A 17,634-nucleotide genomic window follows, 5' to 3' on the forward strand; every position below is an offset into this window, starting at 1 on the left:
ACCCAGTTTCAACAATGCGGAAAGAACAAAAAAGATCGAAGCCTTATTCGATCTTCATGCTTTTAGGAATCCCCCTAAAGAGGTACAAATTACTATGGGTCGAATAATTGATACAAAACTATACATTTGGTAATAAAACTTTAAAATTATTTATACAAAGCAATAGGAGGCTCATAGAATGATGAATGGGGTGACACTAAATTTAACTCCATTCAATTAACTAACTGCCGAACATTTTTATCAGTTGTGTCGAGAAAATCCTGGTAGCCGCGACTTCAGTCGCCTTATACTAGCAAACATTTGCCGTGTAACCTTCGCTAGTCTACGATTAAGTGTGATTGGCGCTATCTTTCCGGCTACCGATGGAATACTGGGAATTTCTCATCCAAAAAGAAAACGATCGCTCTTGGCAATCCCTGAAATCACCGGAAGTTGAACTTCCTGAAGGCAGGTATCGTCTCGTAGTGCGTTCCAACCGTACAGAAACCGATATAGACATTCGCATCATTCACCACTCGATCTACGAAAACCCGCCTAAACGCAGGTTACAAAAGCGATCGCGTCGCATCAACTCCGAAGGGTTAATGGTGCTGATTCCTTTTACTGACTTCACTGCGGGAATTTGGGAGTTTCGCTGTCTGCCAGATTTGTTTGAAGATTTAATGGGCGAACCTTGGCAGCAAACCCTCCGAATCAAGGTTTTGCCACCAAATCCTCACCCAGAATCAGCTACACAGGATACTACGGGAGAAGGAGAACAGGGGAGAATTGGAGACCTAACCATTTCTCATCAATCTAAAATCCCAGCCTCTAGTATTAAATCAACGAGTCCCGATCCTTATCCTTTGCGCTTAACTCTCAAGCAAGAAACTTATGTGGCGCGTGCCGGACAATCAATTAATTTAGCTGGATATGTGGAATTGCCAAATGCAATTGCAAATCAGGAAATTGAGGAGGAACTAGCATTAACAGGAGAAATGCGAATTCAACTGCGCGATCCGCAAAGTGGACAAGTTTTAGCTGAACGTCAACAGCAATTAATCACGCAGGAAATTCCTTTTAATTTTGCTTGTAGCATTCATATTCCAGCCCAGAGTAAAACTCATTTACTACTAGGTGAAGTTAATATTTATGATGCGCCAGAAACGGCAAATGATTCTCCTTTAGTTCTGGCAACAAGGTCTTTTAGTATTACCTCGGATTTGAATGATTTGTTAAGTGCGATCGCAGATAATTTCCAGGAAACCGAAGTCTTGGAAATATCCTCACAATCCAAATCAGCAGCTTTAGACTTGGCAACATATAACCAAGCAACCACACCACAAAATCTTACAGTCCCAATTTTTCAACCCGGTGGCAAACAAATCTTACCACCCCAACTCTATCAACCAGACTTGCTCAGAAATCCCATTAAAAAAGTAGAATTACCAAGTTTCGGTAATTTTGGTAATCCCGAACCACCACCAGAATTAGCAACTACTTTAACTGAAACAACTGAAACTGAAACCGAATTAATAACAAGTTCAACGGAAGAAAATATTACTTCTGAAACAGAGACAGAAACAGCGGAAATTTCTGACCAAATTACTGCTGATGCAGAATCAAACGTAGCGGAAACAGTACCAGCTACTATTGATACAGCTTTTCAATCGCTGAAATTAGAAGAGCGTTTTTGGTCGCGTTTAAATGCGATCGCCGCAGATGCAGAATTATCTACCGAATTAAGTAAAGAGCCAATTTTTGAAGAAATAGAAGAAGTAGAAACAAAAAGTGAACCTCCTGCCGCTATTTATACTGGCCCAGATGCCGAATTAGCCGCAATGGAGTTCGTTGTAGAAGAACCAGAACCTTTACCAGCAAAACCAGAAAATAGTCTGAGTTCCCTTGGCGAAAGTTCTGGCGATGAAACAGAAGTGAAAGTTTTACCAATCCCAGAATTAGATGTACCAGCAGGAGAACTCACCGCAGGACAACAGATTCGGGTGCGAGTGAAAGTCCCAATGCGGCAACCCCGACTCGGTGTCAAGTTTTGGGTAGTGGATTTACAAACGCGATCGCTAGTTGAAGGCCCCCGCTGGTTAGGTGATTTTTACATCGACGCTTGGGGAAACCTAGAAACCTGCTTCCAAATGACAGTTCCCTTCGGTTGCTTAGAAATTCGCTTTGAAGCAATTTCCTCCGACATTGCCACCAAACAAGAAAGCCACAAAGCCCAAGTTAATCGCAGCGTAGTTCCCCCAGACATACCCCAGATCTCCGATGAACTAAATAGTTTGTAGCGAAAAAGCAGAGGTGCAGGGGTGCAGGGGCGCAGGGGAGAACTTAACCCTCTCATGTCACTCTCGCAAGAAAATTTTTGGGAGTTATTGATTTGTAAGGCTTTCGCCTTGCGACACCAATAATTATTGAGAATCGCTAAAATCTAGACATCGCAAGGCGAAAGCCTTTTTCTATGTCCAAAGTGACAGGAGAGGGTTAAAACTTAAAACTCTCCAACTCTTATTAACTCAAAACTCAAAACTCAAAACTTCCCCAGTCCCCCAAATAAATTGAAAAACCGCTTTTCCTAAAAATTAGGTAAGCGGTTTTTTTCGGGAAATTTAAACTCAGACAATTCTTACAAAGAAGAACCTAAACCAGCGTATGCACCATAGAAGAAGATGCCGACAACACCGATTACGCCTAAACCTGCTACGGTAGCAACAATCCACAAAGGAATTCTTCCACTTTGAGACACAGTATTACCTCCTCTTAAAACAACAACTTGCTAAATTTTGCCAAAGAATATCACTGAAAACCAGTTAGTTAAAGAAATAACTGGAGAACAATAAACCGAGAACGAAAACCAAGAGTAAACCTAGATAAAGAGAAGTCCGGTTTAACTCAACGGGTTGATTATTAGGATTCGGGATACGAGAAGGCATAACTCTCTCCTAGCGTTGAATGAACTGCATAGCGGCGATCGCGCCCAGGAAGAAAACTGTAGGTACAGCCAGCGTATGTACAGCCAGCCATCTTACAGTAAAAATCGGATAAGAAACGGGTTGATTCGATTGAGTATTCATAATTCGCAACCAATGATTAAAAAACTACTTACCTGAAAACTCTTGAATTTGGTCTTTTGCTTGATATCGATCGCTAATGATCGGCAATTCTTGACGAGTTTGAGTATAGTACTCATCAGGACGAGGGGTGCCAAAAGCATCGTAGGCTAACCCAGTGCTCACAAACAACCAACCAGCAATAAACAACATCGGAATCGTGATGCTGTGAATTACCCAATAACGAATACTTGTAACAATGTCCGAAAACGGACGCTCTCCAGTAGTCCCGGCCATTCTTCATCCTCCAACAACAAGATCGAATCTTAAACAAATGATACGAAATATTAAACACTCTCACAAGACAAGATTGAGAATGTTTAAGCTGCGCCAACAATATTCGGGTTATATTTCAGCACAGTGCCTTTCTGACCGATAATAAATCCCTGTTCTGGACTCAGAAACACGATTCGGTAAAGATTAGAAGGCACATTTTCCACCTGACGGTCTTTTTCCCAAGTTTTGCCATCGTCTAAGCTGCGAAGTAAATTCCCGCTACCACCAGCCACCCAAATTTCTTCAGGCGTGCGATAAGCCAAATCCAGTAAACCCCAGCTAGTAGAGAATTCTGGATAATCAGCATCTAACCATGCCTCTGGATTTTCAGCCTCACTAAATTGTAGTTGACCACCACGCGCCAACATCCACAATCTACCATCCTTGGTGAAACCCATGTTTTGCACTCGGCGAGAACTGTTGCGGTTATGCTGTACCCAAGCACTTTGTCCCGGTTCCCAAGTTGAGTAAAAATTCCCCCTTGAGGAAACCGCCACATACTTCCCATCAGCAGAACGCGAAATATTTCGCACCACGCCAACAGCTTCTTCTACCATTGCTTTCCAGGTTTTACCACCATCAGCTGTCCGGTAAATTGCGCCGACATCTGTGGTCATTTCTGCCGAGTCTGGGCCAAGGGCAACCACAGTGTTAGGATTACCAGGAAGCTTTTCGCTCAAAGTAATCTGTGACCAAGTTTGTCCCTCATCAGTGGTATGTAGTAACAGTGCAGGTTGTCCAGCAATCCACCCTTCTTTGCCAGAAAAACTGATGGCACTGAAACGGTACTTTTGCTCACCTAAATCTAAAATTTTCGGTTGCCAAGTTTCGCCGCCATCAGTGGTTTCTAGCAAAGTTGTGTTGCTTCCCACTATCCAGCCATGATTTTTGTCCTCTGTAAAAGCCACATCCGATAAATTACTGTCTGTGGGTATAGCGAGGATTTGCCAAGGATTTTCACTGATAGAGGGTACTTTACTACAAGCTACACAAAGGAGGACAACTACTAGCAGCACTCCTAATTTTTGCAAACTTCTCAATAGCGATCGCATTTTTGCCCAATATTCTCTAATTTGTCTTGCCTAGTCTTTTGCCAAACTTTTAATCTTCTAAAAATCAGCCAATTACTTATCCTACGGCATTGGGTGACTCGATTAACTTTAGCTGGAAATCCCGCCAAAATTTAATCATTGCAATCCATACAAGCTTAGGAAAAACAAAAAAGCCAGCGCCAAGCCACCAAAAATCAAGAGATTTTTTTGTCCCGGCGTAAGAGTATTAACACCAAAACCATAGCCGTAATTAGCCTTAAATCCCGATGCAGTTCCTTTTGGCCCAATATTTTGGAAAGCAGATTGCCGCACCCCACAAACAGGACAGCGCCAATTTGCTGGCAATTGCTCAAAGGGAATTCCCGCAGCAATATCGTTCTTGTCGTCTCCCTTTTCCGGCTCATAGATATAGCCGCAGGCTTTACACTCATATCGATCCAACGTATTCGGATCAACAGCTTGGTTAGTCATTGCTCTCTTTGATTATTAGAAAAGCTGGCAGAAATCTTAAAATATCTGTTACAGATTATGACATAAGATGTCTTCCTGACTCAGAAGTTGAAGAAGTCGGGAGGTGGGGAGGTGGGGGGAGTTAGAGAGTTTTGAGTTTTGAGTTTTGAGTTAAACTTCCCCATCCCCCCATCTCCCCATCTCCCCATCTCCCCATCCCCCCATCTCCCTTGTTATGGTTTTCATAAGCAAGCTAAAGCATCCCGAAGGGCGAATTATCTGTAAAAATAAGTAACAAATGTCCTTTTGCCAAAGTGGTAGCAACTAATTGTGTTTGTTCTTAGCGGCTATGAATACTTACTGGGCTTCCTAATCATTTGCAGCCTAGTTCCAGCGTTAGCTCTGACTGCATCGAAACTACTACGCCCCAGCCGTCGTGGGCCAGAGCGTCGCACTACTTATGAATCGGGGATGGAACCCATTGGCGGAGCCTGGATTCAATTCAACATTCGCTACTATATGTTTGCCTTGGTCTTCGTGGTTTTTGACGTGGAGACGGTTTTTCTTTACCCTTGGGCGGTTGCCTTTAATCGTTTGGGTCTTTTAGCCTTTATTGAAGCACTGATCTTTATCGCAATTTTAGTCGTTGCTCTGGTTTACGCATGGCGCAAAGGAGCCTTGGAATGGTCATGAATTCAAATCTCACAACTACAGATCCTAATTTTGAGCAACAGCTAAGAGAAAAGATTCTCAACCCGGTTGAGCGTACTGCTGTTACTCAAGAACTTTCGGAAAATGTCATTTTAACTACAGTTGATGACCTTTACAATTGGGCAAGGCTTTCGAGTCTTTGGCCTTTAATGTTTGGTACGGCTTGCTGCTTTATTGAGTTTGCGGCGATGATTGGTTCTCGGTTTGACTTCGATCGCTTCGGTCTAGTCCCTCGTGCTACCCCTCGTCAAGCCGATTTAATTATCACTGCTGGCACGATCACCATGAAAATGGCTCCGGCTTTGGTACGCTTGTACGAGCAAATGCCGGAACCTAAGTATGTGATCGCGATGGGTGCTTGTACGATCACGGGTGGAATGTTTAGCGTTGACTCTCCGACAGCTGTACGTGGTGTGGATAAACTGTTGCCTGTGGATGTTTATATCCCTGGCTGTCCTCCCCGTCCAGAAGCGATTATGGATGCGATCGTCAAACTGCGGAAGAAGATTGCCAACAATTCCATGCAGGAACGGGCAGCACTCAATCAAACTCACCGTTACTACAGCACTACTCACAAAATGAAAGCTGTGCCAGCAATCTTAGACGGTAAGTATCTCCAATCTGATACTCGCTACAACCCACCGAAAGAATTGACCGAAGCTATGGGTATGCCTGTACCTCCAGCACTCAAGGCAACAGAAAAGGAGGCTTCTCGTGGCTGATGAATCTCAAGCACCAGAAACTTCCACGCTGGTAGAAGCAGGTAAAGTTTCTCGCTGGTTGACTGAGAATGGTTTTGAACATGAGTCTTTAGAACCAGACCCTCGTGGCATCGAAATTATTAAAGTTGAGCCAGATTTTTTGCTTCCCTTGGCGACTGCTTTGTATGCTTACGGGTTTAATTACCTTCAGTGTCAAGGTGGTTATGATGTTGGTCCCGGACAAGAGTTGGTCAGTTTTTACAATCTGATTAAACTTAGCGATAATGCCGATCGTCCAGAGGAAGTGCGCTTAAAGGTATTTCTACCAAGAGAAAACCCCACAGTTCCCTCAGTTTACTGGATCTGGGCAAGCGCCGATTGGCAAGAACGGGAAGCTTTCGATATGTACGGCATTATTTACGAAGGACACCCGAATTTGAAGCGGTTGTTAATGCCTGAAGATTGGGTAGGTTGGCCTTTACGTAAGGATTATGTCTCTCCCGATTTTTACGAGCTACAAGATGCTTACTAAAGCTGACCAAATTTTCTCCTCCCCCAAATTTTGGGGGTTTTTTATTTTCGGGGTTAGGGAAGAAGGTTGTTTAATTTACATAGATTATGTTACAGCAGTTGCCATGACTATTTCTCTATTTGTTGTCCTTGCTCCCTTTGGATCGAAATTTGATGCTCTAACCGATATCTTCCTTAATACCTCAGTAATTTTCCTGATTTTAATTTAGTTCATAAGTTATAAAGAAATAACATACTAATGATCTGTTGTGTTAGCTTTAAACAAATAGCAGAGTTTTAAATCCTTTTTTATTATTTTCTCTTTTGGTTAGTGTAATGAATAGTAATTTAATACTTTCCTCGAAAGCGGATATTATGATTGTGGACGATACCCCAGATAATATTCGTTTTTTATCCACTCTGCTGCAAGAACAAGGTTATAGCGTGCGGAAAGCGCTTAGTGGAAAAATGGCTTTAACAGCAATTAGAACTGTTTTACCTGACTTAATTTTATTAGATATTAATATGCCGATGATGAATGGATATGAAGTTTGCAAGGAATTAAAGAATGATGAAAAAACCAGGGCAGTACCAATAATTTTTATTAGTGCTTTGGATGATGTAATGGATAAAGTTAAAGCTTTTCAATTTGGCTGTGCAGATTATATTACTAAACCTTTTCAAATTGAAGAGGTTTTGGCGCGAATTCAACATCAGTTAATTATTAAGAATTTGCAAAATCAGATGCGATCGCAAAATGAACAACTACAACAGGCTTTAACTGAACTGAAAAATGCCCAAGTACAAATAATCCAAAAAGAAAAAATGTTTAGTTTAAGTCAGTTAGCTGCTGGTATGGCGCATGAAGTTAATAATTCTATCGGTTTTATTGCTGGTAACATTGACTTTGCACGTCAATATATACAGGATTTACTGAATTTAATCAAGATTTATCAACAAGAATATCCTGAACCAACTCCTGTTGTAGAAGCCGCACTAGAAGAGATTGACCTGAATTTTCTAGCAAAAGATGTGGAAAAAGTTCTGAGTTCGATGCAAACAGGAGCAGAACGAATTTCGACTATTAATTTAGCATTAAGAATTTTTGCTCGGTTAAATGAATCTGATATTAAACCTGTCAATTTGCATGAAGGAATTGATAGCACTTTAGTATTATTACAACAAAGGTTAAAACCAGAAGCACAAGATTGGGAAATTACAGTAGAAAAAAACTATGGAACTTTACCAGCAATTAATTGTTATGCAAGTTTGATGAATCAAGTATTTTTGAATATTTTAAATAACGCGATCGATGCTTTGGAAGCTAAATGGCAAGAAGTCAACAACACATCGATTGAGCCTACAATTTGGATTGCTACAGAATTAACACCTCAGCAAACGGTAATTATTAGAATAAAAGATAATGGTAACGGAATTTCTGAAGATGTTAAAGAACATTTATTCGCTCCATTTTTTACAACTAAACCAGTGGGTAAAGGTAACGGTTTGGGATTAGTAACTAGTTATCAAATTATTGTGGAAAAACATCAAGGTAAATTGACTTATGAATCTACTTTGGGAGAAGGAACAGAATTTTCTATAGAAATTCCGGTTAATTTAGGACAAACCTAAAATAAGCAATGGGAAGTTGCAACAGCTTTTTTCTCAAGGAACATAACTAGCAACTGGTATTATTAAACACTTAAGTTTACAAAATATTTGCAATTTTGCTGGTAAAAATCGTATAATTATAGCTTCTGGGATACACAATTAGATAAAATTAAAAAGTGTGAGCGTCGCAATCGTAAGAGAGGCAAAATTAATGACGGATCGCTCTTCCTTTGTGCCAATTACTGTTAATCCAATTAAATTTGGAACAGATGGTTGGCGAGGTGTAATAGCAGCAGATTTTACCTTTGAGCGTGTAGCTTTGGTGGCACCGATCGCAGCTCAAGTTCTAGCTAAAGAATATGGTAATCTTACTAATAGTCGCACCGTGATTGTCGGTCACGATCGCCGTTTTATGGCAGAAACCTTTGCTCGGACAGCAGCAGAGGCAATTCGTGCGGTAGGTTTTGATGTTTTATTGACAGAAACTTTTGCTCCTACTCCTGCTTTTAGTTGGGCAGCAAAAAAACTTAATGCTTTGGGTGCTATTGTGATTACAGCCAGTCATAATCCTGGCAGCTATTTAGGTTTAAAAGTCAAGAGTGCTTTTGGAGGTTCTGTTTCTCCTGAAGTAACTAAGCAAATAGAAGCTTTGTTAGATGAGAAATTGTCGCCAGTAGCAGAACCAGGGAAATTAGAAATGTTTAATCCTTGGCCTAGCTATTGTGAAGGATTACGAGCTAAGGTAAATATTGAGGAAATTCGTCAGGCGATAAAAGAAGGTAAATTAACAGTATTTGCTGATGTTATGCACGGTGCAGCTGCAACAGGATTTGAGCAAATTTTGGGTATACCTGTTAACGAAATTAATAGCGATCGCGATCCGTTATTTGAAGGTGGTGCGCCAGAACCTTTGCCAAAATATTTGGGTAAATTTTTCCAGGTAATTAGAGAACATAGAGCAATTAATCCTGATAGTTTGTCAGTTGGTTTAGTATTTGATGGAGATAGCGATCGCGTTGCTGCTGTCGATGGACAAGGTGAATTTTTAAGTTCTCAAGTGTTAATCCCAATTTTAATTGAACATTTGGCAACTAAAAGAGGCATGACTGGCGAGGTTGTAAAAACTGTCAGCGGTTCCGATTTAATTCCCAAAGTAGCAGCACATTATCAACTACCATTATTTGAAACGGCTGTTGGCTACAAATATATTGCCGATCGAATGTTAGAAACTTCAGTTTTACTGGGTGGAGAAGAGTCTGGCGGAATTGGTTATGGCACTCACATTCCTGAAAGAGATGCTTTGTTATCAGCTTTGTATGTGTTAGAAACAGTTGTAGAATCGGGTAAAGATTTAAGCGAATTGTACCGAAATTTGCAGGAGAAAACTAACTTTAGTTCGGCTTACGATCGCATAGATTTGCCTCTAGCTAGTATGGATGTGCGATCGCGTCTTTTAGAACAATTACAAAGTCAACCTCTCAAAGAAATTGCTGGACAATCAGTAGTAGATTGCAACACAATTGATGGCTACAAATTCCGTTTAGCTGATGGAAGTTGGCTGATGATTCGCTTTAGTGGTACTGAACCAGTTTTGCGTTTATATTGCGAAGCTGCCAACCTTGATGAAGTACATAAACGGCTAAATTGGGCGAATGATTGGGCAAAATCTGTTTAACTCAGTCTCTTGCACCAAGAGGTAGCAGCCCCTATTTTTCGTTCCCAGGTTCAACCTGGGAATGAGGATCTGGGAGGTTCTACCTCCTCTGGTTGCCAGATCTGAATGACTAATGATCTATGACAAAAAATCAATGACAAACATATTAGTAGTTGCGACAAGTAATCCCGGTAAGTTGTTAGAAATGCAAGCTTACTTAACAGATTTAGATTTAGAATTGCAACTCAAACCTGATGAATTAGAAATTGAAGAAACAGGGAAAACTTTTAGCGAAAATGCTTGTTTGAAAGCCTCTCAAGTTGCAGCAGTAATGGGACAATGGGCGATCGCAGATGATTCCGGTTTAGAAGTGGAAGCTTTAGAAGGTGCGCCGGGAATTTATTCGGCGCGGTATGGTCAAACCGATCGCGACCGAATTGAAAGATTACTGTTTGAATTAGGTAACGAATTGCATCGAGAAGCGAGGTTTGTTTGCGCGGTTGCGATCGCGCGTCCTGACGGTGCGATCGCTTTACAAACAGAGGGAATTTGTCCAGGACAAATATTACACTCTCCGCGAGGTAATCATGGTTTCGGTTACGATCCAATCTTCTATCTTCCCGAACAACAAATGACCTTTGCAGAAATGACTCCCGAATTAAAAAAATCTGTCAGTCATCGGGGAAAAGCATTTCAAACTTTACTACCCAAATTACAAAAATTAGATTTTAGATTCTAGATGGGTAAGTAACCCCAAATCTAAAATCTAAAATCTAAAATCTAAAATTATTAGATTGCTTCGAGATCCTTTTCCCCTGTACGAATCCGAACTACTTGTTCTACAGGCGAAATGAAAATTTTACCATCACCAATTTCCCCAGTTCTAGCAGCGGTGATGATTTTATCAACTACCGTATCAACCTGATTGTCTTCAACTACAACCTCTATTTTGAGTTTTTGGAGAAATTCTACAGTGTACTCAGAACCACGATAACGTTCAGTTTGACCTTTCTGGCGACCAAAACCACGTACCTCGGAAACTGTCATCCCCACAATTCCCGCATTAACTAAGGCTATTTTGACTTCATCAAGTTTGAATGGTCTAATAATCGCTTCAATTTTTTTCAATTTCTTAACTCCTCAAAAACTGTTTCATGCGTCTTTTAGTAGATATTACCAGCAGAAAAGAAGCAAGGGGGTTGATTTAGGAACTGTCTATACAGAAGTCGCTAAGTAAATAGAAATGTCCATTAAACCGTCCCTACTTCGGGAAAGCTGGTTTGAAAATAATCTTGTATTTTAAGTCGTCCACTGCTATTTGTGACATCTTTTAGTTCGGCTAATCCTACAGTCTAATATCGTTTCTCCTTAAGTTTGCTACAAATGATTAACGCGACGACGCGGGAACACGGAGACGCGGAGATTGATTTACAGCATTTTAGAGATTAGAGAATTGATAGCAGACATTCCTGCTCCTTACGCTGGCACAAGTTACCGTTTGAGATTACCATATCTCGCGTTATCTTTCATGCTTTTTAAGCATAGAGAGCGTCAAAAGTAAACAATTCATGACAGAAAACAAGCTTCGGCTAAAGAATGTTAAAGGCAAAAGGGTAAAACTTTTCCCTTTCCTTTAACTTCTCTACAAATCGAATTATCTGTGTTCATCTGTGGTTCATAACTAATTTTTAAATGAAACCGCAGAGAAGCAAAAGAATTATTCAAATTTTCAAGTAAGTTAAATTTCGCCGATCTGAGGTGGTTTGTAAGTAGAAGAAGCAGTTAATATTTGATATTTCACAAATCTTCCGAGTAGCACAAACAAACCGATTAAGAAAGCTCCTATTCCCAAAGGACTAGGAAGCCAAAAAACTGCTTCTAAATGGTTAAATTTACCTGGCTGTAATTCCCAAGTTAATTGTTTTCCCTCAGCTTGAATTTTGGGAATAATGTCATTTTCGCTTTTGGTAATGCTTTGTGCAACTTGGGGAGTGCTGAGGCTAAATTCCAATTGTATTAAGGAACCTGGATCGATCGCCACTTTGCTATTTGTCGAGGTTGGGGAAAGCGATCGCAAATCCAAATCGTAAATCAAATGATTGCGTATCCAAAACAAAAAATTACCTTGCTCTAACTTCAACTCTGATTTAAACAAAGGTATATCCGCTTCTTGTTCGGCTACATTTGCGAGTTTTTGCTGCTCGATCGGATTAAAAAACTTGTTATACCTTTCCTCTAAATCCTTGCCATTATTAAAAGGAATTGTCACAATTAACTCTTCATCAGAAACTTTTTTAACTTTTCCTTCTAAGTTTTTGGCGCGAGTTTCGATACTCTTTAACCATTCGTCAACTGTTTCATTGCTGAAATCCTTCAGCCGTTCTCCTAACTTAATGCTTTGAACTATTTTCCCTTTATGAGCGCCTGAAAAATTAACTCCTACATCATACTGGACGCAGCCAGTCAGGAAAGTTACCACACATAAAATCAAAGGTAAAATGCCGAAAAGCGGATGTTTTCTTTTAAGTTTTCGATCCTTCACTTTGTCCCTATTCCTTTTAACGATAAAACTTTAAAATCCCCACCAAACTAGGCTACCTAATATTAACAGAATGCCAATCAATGCTACCCAAATAAACCGATTATCTTTTGTATTTACCTGACTTAAGTCTACAGGTTCCGCACCAGAAAGAGAACCAGAGGAAGATTTTTTTCCAGCCGCAGCATTACCTAAACGAGTTTTACCTTCATTATCAGCAATTGTTCCCAAGTCAGGAATTTGGGTCAGCCATTCCGGGCGACGATTCAGTTGGGGAGCCTCTAAAATGTAGAGTAAGCGACGACTTTGTTGGCGAATTTCGTAACTAGGATGATGGTCTAATTGCTTGCAGAGTGCGATCGCTTCTTTTTTTTGGTCAGCTGCTTCATAAGCAGTAACTAACCAAATTTGCACCTCCCCACCGAAGCGGGTATTGCGATCGACCAAAGCACTAGCCTTTTCCAAACATTCTACCGACTGGCGATATTGACCGCGTTCAAACGCAGCCTTACCAGCTTGGTATTGTTCCTTAACAATCTCTAACGTTTCTGCACTCATAACCAATCACAACTAATGAACGCAAGTTGCTAGTTATATTCCGTAGGGTGCGCCAGAACCTGCAAAATATTTTGACTCGCCTACAATTGTATTGCCTGACGCACCTGACAAACTAACCGATCGCAACTAATTACTTACCGCGACTATGAATAAACTCAGAAGCAACAATCATCGAACCAATCCCCGCATCTGAGAGAATTTCTAATAGTAGTGCATGGGGAACCCGACCATCTACAATGTGAGTAGCGCGGACACCTTGAGCCAAACTCCGCACGCAACAATTGACTTTAGGAATCATTCCCCCACCAACAACACCAGAAGAAATCAAAGCCCTTGCTTCTTGAATATCCATTTTCGGAATCAAGGTCGAAGGGTCTTTGTAATCTCTTAAAATTCCCGCAGTATCTGTTAGTAAGATTAACTTTTCTGCACCCAAAGCCGCTGCTAATTCTCCCGCTACAGTATCGGCATTAATATTATAAGCTTGTCCAGTTTCATCAGCAGCGACACTGGAAACTACCGGAATATATCCGCTTTTGAGCAAACTATCTAAAATGTTAATATTCACTGCACTAACTTCCCCCACAAAGCCAATTCCTTCTTGACCTTCGGGGCGTGCTTTAATCAAATTACCATCTTTGCCGCACAAACCAATTGCTAAACCACCAGCTTGATTAATTAAAGTGACAATTTCTTTATTTACCTTACCCACCAAAACCATTTCTACAACTTCCATTGTGGGTGCGTCGGTAACTCGCAGACCATTTTTAAACTGTGGTTCTATTCCTAGTTTATCTAACCAAGAATTAATTTCTGGCCCTCCACCATGTACCACTACTAGACGCAAGCCGACACAGGATAAAAACACAATATCGCGCATTACCTTATCTTTGAGCGAACTGTCTTTCATGGCTGCGCCACCATACTTAATGACTATAGTGCGTCCAGCAAATTGTTGAATGTAAGGTAATGCTTCGCTGAGTACTCGGACGCGAGTCGCATCATCATTAGTTTGAGTGTAATCGAGTTCTTTAACCATGAGTTTGTTTTGTCATCCTAAAAGGTTTTAGATGCAGTTTATAGCAATTCTCAGGCTGATAAAGTACAGGTTTTATCGGTTTTGGGAACAGGGAATTGCCAATAGCCTATTTTGTCATCAGTTAAGATAGGTGGGGGGAACGACTGGTGGTTTTAAAATCGAGGGAATTGTCTCTAAGATGCGTTTTGTTACTTGTTCGGGTGTTTCCTGGGGTTGAACCGTAATTCGTAAGTCAGCTTGATTATAAAGATGTTGTCTTTGTGCTAAAAGTGTTTGCAGCTTTTTCTCCATGTCAGCATCTTTTAATAAAGGTCGGGTGTTGTCCTCTGTCAAGCGGGACATCAGTAATTTTACGGGCACGTCTAGCCAGAGGATCAAACCATGTTGCAGGTAACTCCAATTTTTTTGTCGCAACACTATACCTCCACCTGTGGAAACTACGGTTCTGGTATAAGTGCAGAGTTCGGCTAGTACTTGCGTTTCTAATTCACGGAAACTTTCTTCACCAACGGTTGTAAAAATTTCGTTAATGGTTTGACCCTTAACTAATTCGATAATATTGTCCGTGTCCAGAAAACGGCTGTAGCCCATTTCCTTTGCTAGTAAGCGTCCTACAGTGGTTTTCCCCGCACCCATCATGCCAATTAAGTAAAGACTTCTGTTTTTGAGAATATTGTTCACTCGTTGAGGTTCTAAGTTTCATTTACTTTAGGGCTGCTACTTAGTTTACCTGGATTTGGGTTGGGAACTACCTCGGTCTGGAGGTTATCTTGTTTACCGAGTTCTCGATTAAGATATTCTTTAAATATTGGTAGCAATTTGAAGATAGTAGTATGTTTGGAGATTAGCGATCGCCTAACCAAGGATTCTAAGTTTTCCCATAACTCTCCTTTACTCATTCCTGGTGGCGTTTCTTCTGTCGTTTCTAATAATAAAATATCTTGTTTCACAGCTAACCAGTACAATAGTTGCTTTTCACTCGTTGAAATTCGATTTAATTGTTCTTCTATTAATTCTCGCACTCCTCCAAACACTAAAAGATTGTGCTTTAAGAATTGGGAAACCTTCCCATCAAATAATTCTAAAATTGTGGTTAACACAATTTTCAATGCTAAAGGATTACCTGAATAGCGGTTAACTAGTAAGCGCCATTCATACTCAGAACAAGTTACTCCTTTAGCTTTAATAATTTCTTGGCAATCTATTTCATTTAATCCTTTTAATTGTAGCGATCGCACGGGCAGATTCACTCCTTCAATAGTTGCTATTTCTTTAAGTTTTTCTCGACTAGTTAACACCAAACAACTTTGATGCAATACTTCGCCAATTCGCTGAAAAAATTCTCGATATTCTTCATATTCTGGGCGAAAATCTCCTGTGTAAGTTTGGGTTTGCAACAGAGTATCAACGTTGTCTAATACTAGCAAGCAACGGGATTTTCGGAAAAAATCTAATAATTGACTAGTTCTCTGAGGGCTAGTTTCTGATAAAGTGAATTCGCTGCTTTGCGCTTGGGCTAAGAATTGCAGTAGATTGGCTAAAAGTTCTGATAGTTGTGGGGTGTGATGTAGCGATCGCCAAATCAAAAATTGAAAATCATGCTGAATTAGTTGTGCTAATTTTACCGATAAAGTAGTTTTACCAATTCCACCCATCCCCAACAAAGAAACTAAGCGACAACGCTCTTTAATAATCCAATTTTCTAATTGCACTAATTCTTTCTCTCTGCCATAAAAGATACTCGTATCAACAGCTTCTCCCCAATCAAAATTTTGCTTAATTTCTGGTTGATGATTTTTCTCAATCAAACTTGGCGCAACTTGCGGTGGCAAAGCTGAATCTAATTTATAACCCGCTTCTTCTAAAAGTTTCGTTACCCGACTCCAATGGTTTATTTTTACCTGTTGGTTAGTCTGGGAATATAACATTACTTCAATGTATTTATACAAACCATTGGAAAGGTAAACTCTTACGGAACTACTATTAGTACTACTATAAATAATATCTGCGATTTCTCCGGGACTGTAACCACAAAGTAATCCGCGAAGAATCTTCTTTTCTACAGGTGTTAGTCCTTTATTTTTAGCTGAAGCAAGATCTACATATAATTTCTCTAGCTTCCAAGTATGAGCAGCTTCTACAAATTCCCCTGATTGCACTTGTTTTAATGTAAATAAGTTTACTAAGCAGACTAACGTTTAATTAACATCTGTTAGCTTTTAACGCTTTATATCAATTTAATTGTAAATATTAACGTAATTAATAACATCAGTAAAGTAACGGATTCACTAAATATGACTTAATATTAAATTCATGAAAACTTCATTAAAAATTCATCAACGCTCTGTAAAGAAGTCAGTAAAACTAAGTAATATGTAATCTATTAGCTGATTCGGCAGATGAGTTAGGTCGCAAATTTATTAGTGGTGTAGGTTTCGCGCTGATTTAAGTTGTGTTTTTCCTACGATCGCTTGTTGTAGTTCAGTTCTTTCCCCTTGTTTTAATTTGAGTGTAAAATTTCCTATGGGTGATTAGTATGTACCTCATTCGTGAAGTAGTTCAACAGGCGCTAAAAACTGGATATCTTAGTATTGCAGCAGAAGAACGCCTGCGGTGTTTGCTAAAAAATAAGTATGATTCAGAAGACCTTGATGCTTTCATGAAACTGCAATTTGCAGCTGTGTCTGGTCAAGTTAAGCAAGAGTCTCGTGAGTTAGTTTGTTCTTAGGTTTGTAGCGATGCAGGATGGCGATTTTACTGCGATCGAGTTTTCCAAGAGTTAATAGTCGGCTAATTAACAAATTCTTGTTAAGATTAGCTTTCAAGGCTTTTGCATGATAATAAATAAAGCTAAGGGATGGGGATCTAAATTGCCATAATAAACAGTTTCCTCAAGAGAAATTATTTGTAATTTACTGGCAAAAATTTCCCTCATTTCCTCTGGAGTGAATTTGTATAGCCCACCTTCCCTAGTTTCCAGATAACAAAAGCATTTTAATAATAAATAACCCTGCGGTTTCAGCAAATCATACACTACGTTAACGTAATTTGGTCTGCTGTCTGGAGGTAATACGTGGAAACAACCGCGATCGATAATTAAATCAAACTCTCCTGAAATTTTACTATTAAGAATATCATCCTGTTGCCAGTTAATATTTAATCCTTTTTCTTGCCCTTTAGCAGCAGCTTTTTGAATTGCTGTTTCTGACAAATCGGTAGCAGTAACTTGAAAACCCCTTTCAGCCAAAATTATTGCTTGCGTCCCCGGGCCAGTACCAATATCTAACACACTTCCTGTAGTAAAATTTAACTTTGTTAAACTTTTTTCTATATCCGGGTCTAAATTAGCATTAAACCAAGGCATAGACTCAACCGCTTGTTCTTGATATAACTGTTCCCAATTGGGTAACGATTTTTCTTGAGTCATAATTC

The 17,634-nt window shown here is 39.9% G+C and carries 21 protein-coding genes; 8 read left to right on the top strand and 13 right to left on the bottom strand.

Features of this window, described 5'->3' with window-relative positions:
- The first annotated feature begins 362 nt into the window (after window positions 1-362).
- Window positions 363-2,279, top strand: a complete 1,917-nt coding sequence (locus ACE1CA_RS24135) for a hypothetical protein (RefSeq protein WP_413280503.1) — start codon at window positions 363-365, stop codon at window positions 2,277-2,279.
- 338 nt (window positions 2,280-2,617) lie between these two features.
- Here the strand turns inward: ACE1CA_RS24135 and ACE1CA_RS24140 are convergent, their stop codons facing one another.
- From ACE1CA_RS24140 to ACE1CA_RS24165, 6 genes are all read right to left on the bottom strand, one after another.
- Window positions 2,618-2,737 carry a photosystem II reaction center protein J gene (locus tag ACE1CA_RS24140; protein WP_413262380.1) on the bottom strand — a complete coding sequence of 40 codons (120 nt, stop codon included), beginning with the start codon at window positions 2,735-2,737 and terminating at the stop codon, window positions 2,618-2,620.
- 64 nt (window positions 2,738-2,801) lie between these two features.
- Window positions 2,802-2,924 (bottom strand): photosystem II reaction center protein PsbL, encoded by a 123-nt coding sequence (gene psbL, locus ACE1CA_RS24145; RefSeq protein ID WP_413280504.1) that lies wholly within the window; start codon window positions 2,922-2,924, stop codon window positions 2,802-2,804.
- 9 nt (window positions 2,925-2,933) lie between these two features.
- Window positions 2,934-3,068, bottom strand: a complete 135-nt coding sequence (psbF, locus tag ACE1CA_RS24150) for a cytochrome b559 subunit beta (RefSeq protein ID WP_459563695.1) — start codon at window positions 3,066-3,068, stop codon at window positions 2,934-2,936.
- 21 nt (window positions 3,069-3,089) lie between these two features.
- On the bottom strand, window positions 3,090-3,338 hold the full coding sequence (psbE, locus tag ACE1CA_RS24155; protein WP_413262378.1) for a cytochrome b559 subunit alpha: 249 nt from the start codon (window positions 3,336-3,338) through the stop codon (window positions 3,090-3,092).
- A gap of 83 nt (window positions 3,339-3,421) precedes the next feature.
- Window positions 3,422-4,429, bottom strand: a complete 1,008-nt coding sequence (locus tag ACE1CA_RS24160; RefSeq protein WP_413280506.1) for a photosynthesis system II assembly factor Ycf48 — start codon at window positions 4,427-4,429, stop codon at window positions 3,422-3,424.
- Between the two features lie 135 nt (window positions 4,430-4,564).
- Window positions 4,565-4,900, bottom strand: coding sequence for a rubredoxin (locus tag ACE1CA_RS24165; RefSeq protein ID WP_413280507.1), 336 nt, complete (start codon window positions 4,898-4,900; stop codon window positions 4,565-4,567).
- Window positions 4,901-5,209: 309 nt separating this feature from the next.
- Here ACE1CA_RS24165 and ndhC point away from each other — a divergent pair, with 309 nt between their 5' ends.
- The 6 genes from ndhC (at window position 5,210) to rdgB (ending at window position 10,805) form a co-directional block, all read left to right on the top strand.
- Window positions 5,210-5,572 (top strand): photosynthetic/respiratory NAD(P)H-quinone oxidoreductase subunit C, encoded by a 363-nt coding sequence (gene ndhC / locus ACE1CA_RS24170; RefSeq protein WP_193981533.1) that lies wholly within the window; start codon window positions 5,210-5,212, stop codon window positions 5,570-5,572.
- Window positions 5,563-6,312: an NADH dehydrogenase subunit K gene (locus tag ACE1CA_RS24175; protein WP_459563694.1), complete on the top strand. Its 750-nt coding sequence runs from the start codon at window positions 5,563-5,565 to the stop codon at window positions 6,310-6,312. The genes ndhC and ACE1CA_RS24175 overlap by 10 nt, the downstream gene beginning before the upstream one ends.
- On the top strand, window positions 6,305-6,823 hold the full coding sequence (locus ACE1CA_RS24180) for an NAD(P)H-quinone oxidoreductase subunit J (protein ID WP_413280509.1): 519 nt from the start codon (window positions 6,305-6,307) through the stop codon (window positions 6,821-6,823). Before ACE1CA_RS24175 ends, ACE1CA_RS24180 begins: the two co-directional genes overlap by 8 nt.
- A gap of 314 nt (window positions 6,824-7,137) precedes the next feature.
- Window positions 7,138-8,433, top strand: coding sequence for a hybrid sensor histidine kinase/response regulator (locus tag ACE1CA_RS24185; protein WP_413280510.1), 1,296 nt, complete (start codon window positions 7,138-7,140; stop codon window positions 8,431-8,433).
- 190 nt (window positions 8,434-8,623) lie between these two features.
- Window positions 8,624-10,087: a phosphoglucomutase/phosphomannomutase family protein gene (locus ACE1CA_RS24190; RefSeq protein ID WP_413280511.1), complete on the top strand. Its 1,464-nt coding sequence runs from the start codon at window positions 8,624-8,626 to the stop codon at window positions 10,085-10,087.
- A gap of 133 nt (window positions 10,088-10,220) precedes the next feature.
- Window positions 10,221-10,805 (top strand): RdgB/HAM1 family non-canonical purine NTP pyrophosphatase, encoded by a 585-nt coding sequence (gene rdgB, locus ACE1CA_RS24195; RefSeq protein ID WP_413280512.1) that lies wholly within the window; start codon window positions 10,221-10,223, stop codon window positions 10,803-10,805.
- A 50-nt stretch (window positions 10,806-10,855) separates the two neighbouring features.
- Here the strand turns inward: rdgB and ACE1CA_RS24200 are convergent, their stop codons facing one another.
- The 6 genes from ACE1CA_RS24200 to ACE1CA_RS24225 all read right to left on the bottom strand — a co-directional run bounded on the left by ACE1CA_RS24200 (window position 10,856) and on the right by ACE1CA_RS24225 (window position 16,361).
- Window positions 10,856-11,194, bottom strand: coding sequence for a P-II family nitrogen regulator (locus ACE1CA_RS24200; protein ID WP_413280513.1), 339 nt, complete (start codon window positions 11,192-11,194; stop codon window positions 10,856-10,858).
- A gap of 610 nt (window positions 11,195-11,804) precedes the next feature.
- Window positions 11,805-12,608, bottom strand: coding sequence for a DUF3153 domain-containing protein (locus ACE1CA_RS24205; protein WP_413280514.1), 804 nt, complete (start codon window positions 12,606-12,608; stop codon window positions 11,805-11,807).
- Between the two features lie 30 nt (window positions 12,609-12,638).
- Window positions 12,639-13,163 carry a hypothetical protein gene (locus tag ACE1CA_RS24210; protein ID WP_413280515.1) on the bottom strand — a complete coding sequence of 175 codons (525 nt, stop codon included), beginning with the start codon at window positions 13,161-13,163 and terminating at the stop codon, window positions 12,639-12,641.
- 130 nt (window positions 13,164-13,293) lie between these two features.
- A complete protein-coding gene (argB, locus tag ACE1CA_RS24215) occupies window positions 13,294-14,202 on the bottom strand; it encodes an acetylglutamate kinase (RefSeq protein WP_413280516.1) in 909 nt (302 codons plus the stop codon).
- A 117-nt stretch (window positions 14,203-14,319) separates the two neighbouring features.
- Window positions 14,320-14,883, bottom strand: a complete 564-nt coding sequence (locus ACE1CA_RS24220; RefSeq protein ID WP_413280517.1) for a shikimate kinase — start codon at window positions 14,881-14,883, stop codon at window positions 14,320-14,322.
- A gap of 11 nt (window positions 14,884-14,894) precedes the next feature.
- Window positions 14,895-16,361 carry an NB-ARC domain-containing protein gene (locus ACE1CA_RS24225; protein WP_413280518.1) on the bottom strand — a complete coding sequence of 489 codons (1,467 nt, stop codon included), beginning with the start codon at window positions 16,359-16,361 and terminating at the stop codon, window positions 14,895-14,897.
- Between the two features lie 377 nt (window positions 16,362-16,738).
- Between ACE1CA_RS24225 and ACE1CA_RS24230 the strand changes: the two genes are divergently transcribed.
- Window positions 16,739-16,930, top strand: coding sequence for a hypothetical protein (locus ACE1CA_RS24230; protein ID WP_413280519.1), 192 nt, complete (start codon window positions 16,739-16,741; stop codon window positions 16,928-16,930).
- A gap of 93 nt (window positions 16,931-17,023) precedes the next feature.
- Here ACE1CA_RS24230 and ACE1CA_RS24235 read toward each other — a convergent pair whose 3' ends face one another.
- Window positions 17,024-17,629, bottom strand: coding sequence for a class I SAM-dependent methyltransferase (locus ACE1CA_RS24235; RefSeq protein ID WP_413280520.1), 606 nt, complete (start codon window positions 17,627-17,629; stop codon window positions 17,024-17,026).
- Window positions 17,630-17,634: the final 5 nt, after the last annotated feature.

This window comes from Floridaenema evergladense BLCC-F167 (genome assembly GCF_041929205.2).
GTDB classification, from domain to species: Bacteria; Cyanobacteriota; Cyanobacteriia; order Cyanobacteriales; family Aerosakkonemataceae; genus Floridanema; species Floridanema evergladense.

Bases quoted from the DNA above. Each gene is read 5' to 3' on its own strand.
- ACE1CA_RS24135 (WP_413280503.1), top strand. From the start codon at position 363: ATGGAATACTGGGAATTTCTCATCCAAAAAGAAAACGATCGCTCTTGG.
- psbL (WP_413280504.1), bottom strand. From the start codon at position 2,924: ATGCCTTCTCGTATCCCGAATCCTAATAATCAACCCGTTGAGTTAAAC.
- psbE (WP_413262378.1), bottom strand. From the start codon at position 3,338: ATGGCCGGGACTACTGGAGAGCGTCCGTTTTCGGACATTGTTACAAGT.
- ACE1CA_RS24160 (WP_413280506.1), bottom strand. From the start codon at position 4,429: ATGCGATCGCTATTGAGAAGTTTGCAAAAATTAGGAGTGCTGCTAGTA.
- ACE1CA_RS24165 (WP_413280507.1), bottom strand. From the start codon at position 4,900: ATGACTAACCAAGCTGTTGATCCGAATACGTTGGATCGATATGAGTGT.
- ACE1CA_RS24175 (WP_459563694.1), top strand. From the start codon at position 5,563: ATGGTCATGAATTCAAATCTCACAACTACAGATCCTAATTTTGAGCAA.
- ACE1CA_RS24185 (WP_413280510.1), top strand. From the start codon at position 7,138: ATGAATAGTAATTTAATACTTTCCTCGAAAGCGGATATTATGATTGTG.
- ACE1CA_RS24190 (WP_413280511.1), top strand. From the start codon at position 8,624: ATGACGGATCGCTCTTCCTTTGTGCCAATTACTGTTAATCCAATTAAA.
- rdgB (WP_413280512.1), top strand. From the start codon at position 10,221: ATGACAAACATATTAGTAGTTGCGACAAGTAATCCCGGTAAGTTGTTA.
- ACE1CA_RS24210 (WP_413280515.1), bottom strand. From the start codon at position 13,163: ATGAGTGCAGAAACGTTAGAGATTGTTAAGGAACAATACCAAGCTGGT.
- argB (WP_413280516.1), bottom strand. From the start codon at position 14,202: ATGGTTAAAGAACTCGATTACACTCAAACTAATGATGATGCGACTCGC.
- ACE1CA_RS24230 (WP_413280519.1), top strand. From the start codon at position 16,739: ATGTACCTCATTCGTGAAGTAGTTCAACAGGCGCTAAAAACTGGATAT.
- ACE1CA_RS24235 (WP_413280520.1), bottom strand. From the start codon at position 17,629: ATGACTCAAGAAAAATCGTTACCCAATTGGGAACAGTTATATCAAGAA.